Origin of the sequence: Ferrovibrio sp. (genome assembly GCF_029255545.1) — a bacterium.
Classification (GTDB): domain Bacteria; phylum Pseudomonadota; class Alphaproteobacteria; order Ferrovibrionales; family Ferrovibrionaceae; genus Ferrovibrio.
In genome coordinates this window covers 54,639-61,699 of the sequence record NZ_JANLJJ010000035.1, presented here as the reverse complement: position 1 = coordinate 61,699, position 7,061 = coordinate 54,639, and the positions used below count along the sequence as shown (strand labels likewise).

Below are 7,061 nucleotides of genomic sequence, written 5' to 3'. Positions count from 1 at the left end.
CGCCGAGCGCCGTGTTGATCAGCAGGAATGCCGGTATCTGCAGCAGGCCGATCAGGATGCCGGCCGCGTAGGGCGACCAGGCTTTTTCACGAAGCGAGTACATGTCCACCTCCCTGGCCGAATCAGGGCATCGGCCATCTGAAGGTATTTTATACACTAAATTTGTGTTTTAGCTTGACCTAAATCAAGCCGCCTGATCACCTTCCATGGCCGGCCGCCAGCACGCGGTCCATTTCCTCATGGAACCATGTGCAGCCCTGCTCAAAGCGGCCGAAGGTGACATGGCTGTTGGCGCCCGAGCGAAAGCCGGGCTGGATCGCCTGGGCCATCTGGAAATCCTCGTCCAGCGCATCCCAGAAAATCTTCACGTTCCTGTCCCAGTGTTGACGCGCCTTGTCGCTCTGCGGCGGTTCGGGGATCAGCGCGCCGCCCTGCACGATGCTGGCATCGGTGCCCTGCGGAAACACCGCCATCACCGTGGCATGGTCGGGCTGCACCAGGATGACCAGGTTGGGAAAGATGTAATAGAGCGGGTTGCCGTAGTCGCGCACCGACCTGCCCTCCAGTGGTTGCCCCTGCAGCTCGGTCGCGTTGCGTTTGGTGAAATACAGCCGCGCATGGCGGCCGAGCCGATCAGCCACCGCGACATTGTCGGCGAACATCGGCGCTATGGTGGCGCGATGCGCCTGGCGGACGTGATAGGTCTCCAGGCCGCCTTCCACCACCAGCTTCCAGTTGCCGGCGATGCCGATCTCGCGTTCGTCATAGAGCACATGGCTGCCGAGGCCAAAGCCTTCGAGATCGCCGCGCACCGAGGCGAAGAAGCCGTTGAAGTCGTAGCTGTCGCCAGGCTGCGGCACGACGAAGACGATGCCGAAGGCTTCCGCCACCGGCAGGCGAACCAGGCCGTGGGTCGCCTTGTCGAGCTGGGCGAAACCGGCCTCGTGCGGAATGCCGCGCAGGCTGCCAGCCAGATCATAGGTCCAGGCATGATAGGGGCAGGCCAACGCGCGCTGGCCGCAGGCTTCGCGCTGCCAGACCAGTTTCGCGCCGCGATGGCGGCAGACATTGAGGAAGGCATTCAGCCGGCCCTCGCGGTCGCGGGTCAGCAGGATCGGCAGGCCGAGCAGGTCATGCGTCACCACATCGCCGGGCCGGGCCAGCTTGGAGGAAAAGCTCACCGCGATGGGATGGCGCCGGAACAGCAGGTCCTGCTCGGCGGCCAGCCGAACCGGATCGGTGTAGCGCACCACATCGACACGGGCGATGTCGTCCGCCATGTCGGTGGTGCCGGCCGCGATGTTGCGCCGGGTGCGCTCAAGCCATTCGATCTGCTGGGCGGGCTGCATGGCGTTTCCCTATCTGCTTTTTCTTTTTGTTGCGGCCCTGAACCGCGCCGTGCCGGCGATGAACTGCCAGAGCTGCTCGGCCAGCCGCGCCTGCGTCGGCCGTTTCGGCGCGGCCAGAGCCTGCCCGATCGCCTGGCGCAGGCCACCCAGGATCATGGCGCCGAGCAGATGGGCGTCGAGTTCATCAGGAATCTCGCCGCGTTTTTGCGCGATCTCGATGTTGCGGGCGGCGAGTTCGATATGCCGGGCCAGCCGGGTGGCCTCCACGGCCGCAACTTCCGGCGTGCGGCTCAGCCGCGTGAGGATCAGCGAGGCCAGCGGTTCGGCATAATGGAAGGCGACCATGCGCTCCAGCCGCAGCTTCTCGCGCTCGCCCCAGCTGACGCCCGGCTTCGGATTCACGTCCATCACCGCGGCCTCGAAGCGGTCGTAGAAAGTCTCGACGACGGCAGCGATCAGGCCGGCCTTGGAGCCAAAATAGTGATAGCTCAGGCCTGCCGAGATGCCGGCGGCGCGCGCCACGTCGGCGATCTCGCATTCGCCCTGCCCGGCCAGCAGCACTTTTGCGGCGGCGGCGAGAATGCGCTGGCGGGTATCGCCGCCACGCGGAGTGGCGGGCAGTTCGGGCGGCAGCAGCTGGGCGGCAGAAACACGGAGACGCGGAGGCATGGCGACACCTTAATTGAATTCAATTCAATGTCGAGGGCAAAAATACCACCCTCCCCGTAGGGCGGGCGCCTCAGAATTCGACCGGATAGCTCAGATACCCCCGGAACCGCGCCCTGCCACCGCGCACCGGCTCGCCGCTGCGGCGATAGTTCGGGAAGCGCGCCAGCAGGCGACCGATGGCGATCAGTCCCTCGATACGCGCCAGCGACATGCCGGCACAGGCATGGATGCCGGCACCGAAGGCGAGATGGCGGTTCGGCTGGCGGCCGACATCCAGGCGGTCAGGATCTGGAAACTGCGCCGGGTCGCGGTTGGCCGCGCCGATGCACAGCGTGACCAGCGTACCGGGCTCAAATGTCACGCCGCCGACCTCCACCTCTTCCACCACGCGGCGGTTGCCGAGCTGGTTGGAGGATTCAAAGCGCAGGAATTCCTCCACCGCCGTTTTCATCAGGCCGGGATCGTCGATCAGGCGCTGCTTCTGGTCGGGCCAGTCCAGCAGCGCGGCAGCGCCATTGCCGATCAGGTTGGCCGTGGTTTCATGGCCGGCATTGAGCAGGAAGATGCAGTTCTGCACCAGTTCGTCGGCAGTCAGGCGCTCGCCATTCTCGCCACGGATCAGGCCGGCCAGCACGTCACCGAAACCATCGCTGCCGGCATTCGCATCCTGCTCGACGCGGCGGTGCCATTCGGCCAGATGGCCATCGAGATAGGCCTCGAATTCCAGCATGGCCCTGTTGCCGGCCGCCGCGCGCTCCGGCGTCAGCACCGGCTCCAGAGCGCCCAGGATGGCCAGCGACCAGTCGCGCAGCAGGTGGCGATCAGCCGGCGGCACTGCCAGCATGTCGCCGATGATCTCTACCGGCAGCGCGGCGGCGTAATCAGTCACCACATCCATGCCGCCCTGCTTCGCGGCGCGATCCAGCAGCCGGTCGACCAGGGCGGCGAAGCGCGCCTCCAGCAGTTTCAGCGCACGCGGCGTGAAGGCCGGCGCCAGCAGGCGGCGTACCCGCGTGTGCAGCGGCGGATCGTTGAATACCAGGCTGGTGGTGTGATGGCGATAGAGCGGCGTGTCGCCGAATTTCGGCTTGAACTCGATCTTCTTGTCGGAGCTGAACCGCCTGTTGTCGCGATAGACCGCCTGCAGGTCGTCGTAGCGGGTCAGAAAATAGCTGCCGTCCGGCATCCGCCGCACCGGATCGTAATGGCGCAGCAGGTGATAAAGGGGATAGGGATCGTCAAGAAAGCCCTGATCCAGCGCGCGCAGGTCGAAAGCCGCGACGGCCGCGCGTTGCGCCGCCTCGCCGGTCCCGGCAAAGCGGCCAAGATGCAGGGCATTCAGAGCGGCTTCAGGGCGTGAAGCCGCCGTTGCCATTCCCGGGTTGGACATTGCCGTTTCCTCCGTCGGCCGTCTTCGCGGCCGTTTTACCCGCCGCCAGTTCTGGCGGCACGATCACGCCGCAGGAAATGATCAGCTTCATCGCCTGGTCGACCGAGGTCGACAGGATCACGATATCCTTGCGGCGGTAATACACCATGTAGCCGCCGGTCGGGTTCGGCGTGGTCGGCACATAAACGGTGACCATGTCCTCGCCCAGATGCCGGGAGACCTCATCGCCCTGCACGTAATTGGTGACGAAGGCGACGGTCCAGGACCCCGGCGAGGGCCAGGGCACCAATGCGACCTGGCGGAAGGACTGGCCCGACTGGCTGAACACGGTTTCGAAAATCTGCTTCAGCGCCGAATAGAGGCCACGGATCACCGGCATGCGGGCGACCAGCCGTTCGCTCAGCCGCAGCAGGGTTCTGCCGAGCAGGTTGGTGGCGAGGAACCCGATCAGCGTGAGCAGCACGAGGGCGGCGATGACACCCAGGCCGGGCAGGCCATAAGGCAGGTCGTAGGGAATGAAGCGTTCCGGCTGATAGCCTTCCGGCACCAGGCCGCGCACATTGCGGTCAATCGCCTGGATGGTGATGACGACCAGATAGATGGTGAGGCCGATCGGCGCCGTGACGATGATGCCGGCGAGGAAATAGTTCCGCAGTCGCGCGAACAGGCTCAGCTTCGGCACCGGCGCGATGATCGGCGGCAACTCGTGTTGGGGCTGTTCACCGGGTGGCGGCGTCTCGTTCATCGCTGTCAACTCGCAAAGAAACGGCGCAGGGCCGCATAGGTTTCCCCGGGCGCTTCCTCGGGCAGGAAATGCCCGCTCGGCACCGCATGGCCTTCCACGCTGCCCGCGGCCTTGTCGCGCCAGGTGTCGAGCACATTGTAGGCCTTGTGCATCAGCCCCTTCTCGCCCCACAGCACCAGCAGTGGACAGCGGATGCGCTGGTCCTCGTCGGCGCGGTCATGCTCAAGGTCGATGCCGGCGGCGGCGCGATAGTCCTCGCAGGAGGCATGGATGGTGGCCGGATCGCTGAAGCAACGCAGGTATTCCGCCATCGCCTCGTCGTCGAATTTGTGGCCGGCGGCCGACCATTGGCCGGTCTTCTTGCGGAAATAGTATTCCGGATCGGCGCCGATCATGCGCTCGGGCATGTCGAAGGGCTGGATCAGGAAGAACCAGTGGTAATAGCCGGTGGCGACCTGCTGGTTGACGGTCTCGAACAGCGTGCGGGTCGGAATGATGTCCAGCACCGCCAGCTTTTCCACGCGCCCGGGGAAATCCAGCGCCAGGCGGTGCGACACGCGGCCGCCGCGGTCATGGCCGGCCAGCCGGAAGGTTTCGAACCCCAAAGTTGTCATCACCGTCGCCATGTCGGCGGCGGTGGCGCGTTTGGAATAGGAGGAATGGTCGGGCAGCGTGGCCGGCTTGGAACTGTCGCCATAGCCGCGCAGGTCGGCGCAGACCACGGTGAAATCCTCGGCCAGCTTTGGCGCGATCCGATGCCACATCGCGTGGGTCTGCGGATAGCCGTGCAACAGCAGCAAAGCCGGCCCCTTGCCGCCGATGCGCAGATTGATTTCGGCGCCGGCGCCGTTTACCCGCTTCTGCTCGAATCCCGGAAACAGCACGCCCTCGCCTCCTCTGCGGCCGACCCTGCCGGCTAGCGTGGCTGGCGGAAAAACTCCGGGTTGCCAGTCGGAGCCGCTGCATCCCAGATCACCATCATGCGACCACGCTTCTGTTGTGCGTATACCGGTTTGGGGGCGCTGTCGAGATGCTCCTCCCGGTAGCGCGCCACCACCCAGCCATTCGGGTGCGTCGCCAGCCAGGCGGGAATCGCCGCATAGTCGATTTCCTGCAGCGGCTTTTCCAGCCGGCCGAGAAACTGGTATTCGCCGTGATAATCGCCGGCATAGGCAATCGGCCGTCCCTCATCCTGCCCGCGCCTGATCACCGCGCCGGCTGGCGCCAGGTCATAGGCCGGCCGGGCCGGTATGAAACCGAACAGGTGCACGGCGAGGAACAGCAGCGTTGCCGGCACCACCATGGCGCCCAGCGATGCCAAAAAACTGCCGCGCCGGCCCAGCCACAACGCGGCAAGCAGCCCCAACAGCAGCAATGCTGCAATCTCGAGCAGGTTCTCCAGCGCCCAGTCAGGCAGGTCGAGCTTGGCCGCGAGTTTCGGCAGCGCCGCCATCCCGACCGGGAGAGCCAGTATGGCTGCCGCTAGCAGGACAAAAGCGGCCGCCAGCCACCAGGCATCGCGGGCTTTCGCCGGCGCGGCCCATTCGGCCGTCAGGCTGCGGGCCAGCACAAGCATGAAGGCCGGCGCCAGCGGCAGCAGGTAATGCGGCTGCTTGCCGCTGATCATGGAAAACACCAGCAGGCCGGTCAGGCTGGCCACCAGGCCAAAACGCAGGCCCGGCTCGGCCGCCCGGCGCCACAGCGCCAGCGCCCGCCAGGCCGGTGGCCACAGCGACCATGGGAACAGCAGCAGCGGCAGCAGCGGCAGATACCACCAGAAGGGCCGGCGATGGGCGAAGCTGTCGCGCACCCGGCCGGCCGTCTGGCCCCAGAGCAAAGCCTGCTTGTAGGCCGCGCCGCCGGCTTCGGCCGCCGGCAGGGCCCAGGCCAGGCCGATGGCAGCCCCGATCACCATCGAGAGCAGCACGCCGCCATACCAGCCGAGCCAGCCGGGTTTCGTCTCGCGCCGCATCCATAACGGCGCGAACAGGGCTGGCGGCAGGATGTAGACCAGGATCACCGGGCCCTTGCCCAGCACGCCCAGCCCGATGGCCAGGCCGGTGATCAGGATGCCGGTCCAGCGTTTGCGGTAATGCAGGTTGAGCGTCAGGCCGATCCAGCCCAGCACGGCGAAGAAGGCCATGATCAGGTCGAACATGCTGAGCGTGGCAAACAGCATCCACCAGGCCGCCGTCAGCAGCAGCAGGGGCGCGACATTGCCGGCAGCCCGGCCCTGTTCGCCCGGCCACAGCAGACGGCCAAGCCATGCCGTGAGCCCCAGGGCGCCCAAGCCAAACAGCGGGGCCACCAGCCGCGCCCAGGTCTCGCTCACGCCAAAGGCCAGCCAGCCGAGCCGGATGATCCAGAACAACAGAGGCGGCTTGTGGTGATAGGCCTCGCCATTCAGCAGCGGCACCAGCCAGTGATCGGCCAGATGCATCTCCCAGGCGACGGTGACATACCGCGTCTCGTCAATCGGCATCAGCGGCCGCGCATAAAGCGCGGCAGCGACCACGACAAGCCAGAGCAGCGCCGTGAAGGTGAAGGCGTTGCGGTTGCCCAGCGGCGACGCAGTCATACGGCGGCTTCCCGGCCTTCGCGCCGCGCCTTGTAGATCAGGTGAAGGTTGCGCAGATAGACCACCAGCCCGGACACCTGGCCGATGATGAACACCACGTTGGCGATATGGATGGCATAGGCCAGCAGAATGATGCCGCCGGCGATGCTGATGTACCAGAAGATCACCGGGATCTCGCTGCGCTTCACCCGCTCGGCATGCAGCCACTGGATGATGAACCGCGAGGCGAACACGGCCTGACCGAGAAAGCCGATGACAGCCCAGAAATTCAGGCTGTCCTCAAGGCGGTCCCAGTATTCGGCCAGCAATTGCGCAATCATGACACTCTTT

The 7,061-nt window shown here is 65.8% G+C and carries 7 protein-coding genes; all 7 read right to left on the bottom strand.

The genetic code is table 11. The features are described 5' to 3' along the window. Window positions 1-197: 197 nt before the first annotated feature. The 7 genes from Q1J79_RS06670 to Q1J79_RS06640 all read right to left on the bottom strand — a co-directional run bounded on the left by Q1J79_RS06670 (window position 198) and on the right by Q1J79_RS06640 (window position 7,051). Window positions 198-1,349 carry an aromatic ring-hydroxylating dioxygenase subunit alpha gene (locus Q1J79_RS06670; protein WP_300298260.1) on the bottom strand — a complete coding sequence of 384 codons (1,152 nt, stop codon included), beginning with the start codon at window positions 1,347-1,349 and terminating at the stop codon, window positions 198-200. Window positions 1,350-1,358: 9 nt separating this feature from the next. Beyond that, entirely contained in the window at window positions 1,359-2,018 is a 660-nt protein-coding gene (locus tag Q1J79_RS06665; protein ID WP_300298258.1) for a TetR/AcrR family transcriptional regulator, read from the bottom strand. A 70-nt stretch (window positions 2,019-2,088) separates the two neighbouring features. Further along, on the bottom strand, window positions 2,089-3,408 hold the full coding sequence (locus Q1J79_RS06660; RefSeq protein ID WP_300298255.1) for a cytochrome P450: 1,320 nt from the start codon (window positions 3,406-3,408) through the stop codon (window positions 2,089-2,091). Then, on the bottom strand, window positions 3,368-4,153 hold the full coding sequence (locus Q1J79_RS06655; protein ID WP_300298252.1) for a DUF502 domain-containing protein: 786 nt from the start codon (window positions 4,151-4,153) through the stop codon (window positions 3,368-3,370). The genes Q1J79_RS06660 and Q1J79_RS06655 overlap by 41 nt, the downstream gene beginning before the upstream one ends. A 5-nt stretch (window positions 4,154-4,158) precedes the next feature. Next, the gene (locus tag Q1J79_RS06650; RefSeq protein ID WP_300298250.1) at window positions 4,159-5,037 is read right to left on the bottom strand and encodes an alpha/beta hydrolase; all 879 of its coding nucleotides are present in this window, start codon (window positions 5,035-5,037) and stop codon (window positions 4,159-4,161) included. Window positions 5,038-5,069: 32 nt separating this feature from the next. Continuing rightward, on the bottom strand, window positions 5,070-6,731 hold the full coding sequence (locus tag Q1J79_RS06645; RefSeq protein ID WP_300298248.1) for a glycosyltransferase family 39 protein: 1,662 nt from the start codon (window positions 6,729-6,731) through the stop codon (window positions 5,070-5,072). Next, the gene (locus Q1J79_RS06640; RefSeq protein ID WP_300298245.1) at window positions 6,728-7,051 is read right to left on the bottom strand and encodes a lipid-A-disaccharide synthase N-terminal domain-containing protein; all 324 of its coding nucleotides are present in this window, start codon (window positions 7,049-7,051) and stop codon (window positions 6,728-6,730) included. Before Q1J79_RS06640 ends, Q1J79_RS06645 begins: the two co-directional genes overlap by 4 nt. Between the last annotated feature and the right edge of the window lie 10 nt (window positions 7,052-7,061).

Bases quoted from the DNA above. Each gene is read 5' to 3' on its own strand.
- Q1J79_RS06640 (WP_300298245.1), bottom strand. From the start codon at position 7,051: ATGATTGCGCAATTGCTGGCCGAATACTGGGACCGCCTTGAGGACAGC.
- Q1J79_RS06665 (WP_300298258.1), bottom strand. From the start codon at position 2,018: ATGCCTCCGCGTCTCCGTGTTTCTGCCGCCCAGCTGCTGCCGCCCGAA.
- Q1J79_RS06655 (WP_300298252.1), bottom strand. From the start codon at position 4,153: ATGAACGAGACGCCGCCACCCGGTGAACAGCCCCAACACGAGTTGCCG.
- Q1J79_RS06670 (WP_300298260.1), bottom strand. From the start codon at position 1,349: ATGCAGCCCGCCCAGCAGATCGAATGGCTTGAGCGCACCCGGCGCAAC.
- Q1J79_RS06660 (WP_300298255.1), bottom strand. From the start codon at position 3,408: ATGTCCAACCCGGGAATGGCAACGGCGGCTTCACGCCCTGAAGCCGCT.
- Q1J79_RS06645 (WP_300298248.1), bottom strand. From the start codon at position 6,731: ATGACTGCGTCGCCGCTGGGCAACCGCAACGCCTTCACCTTCACGGCG.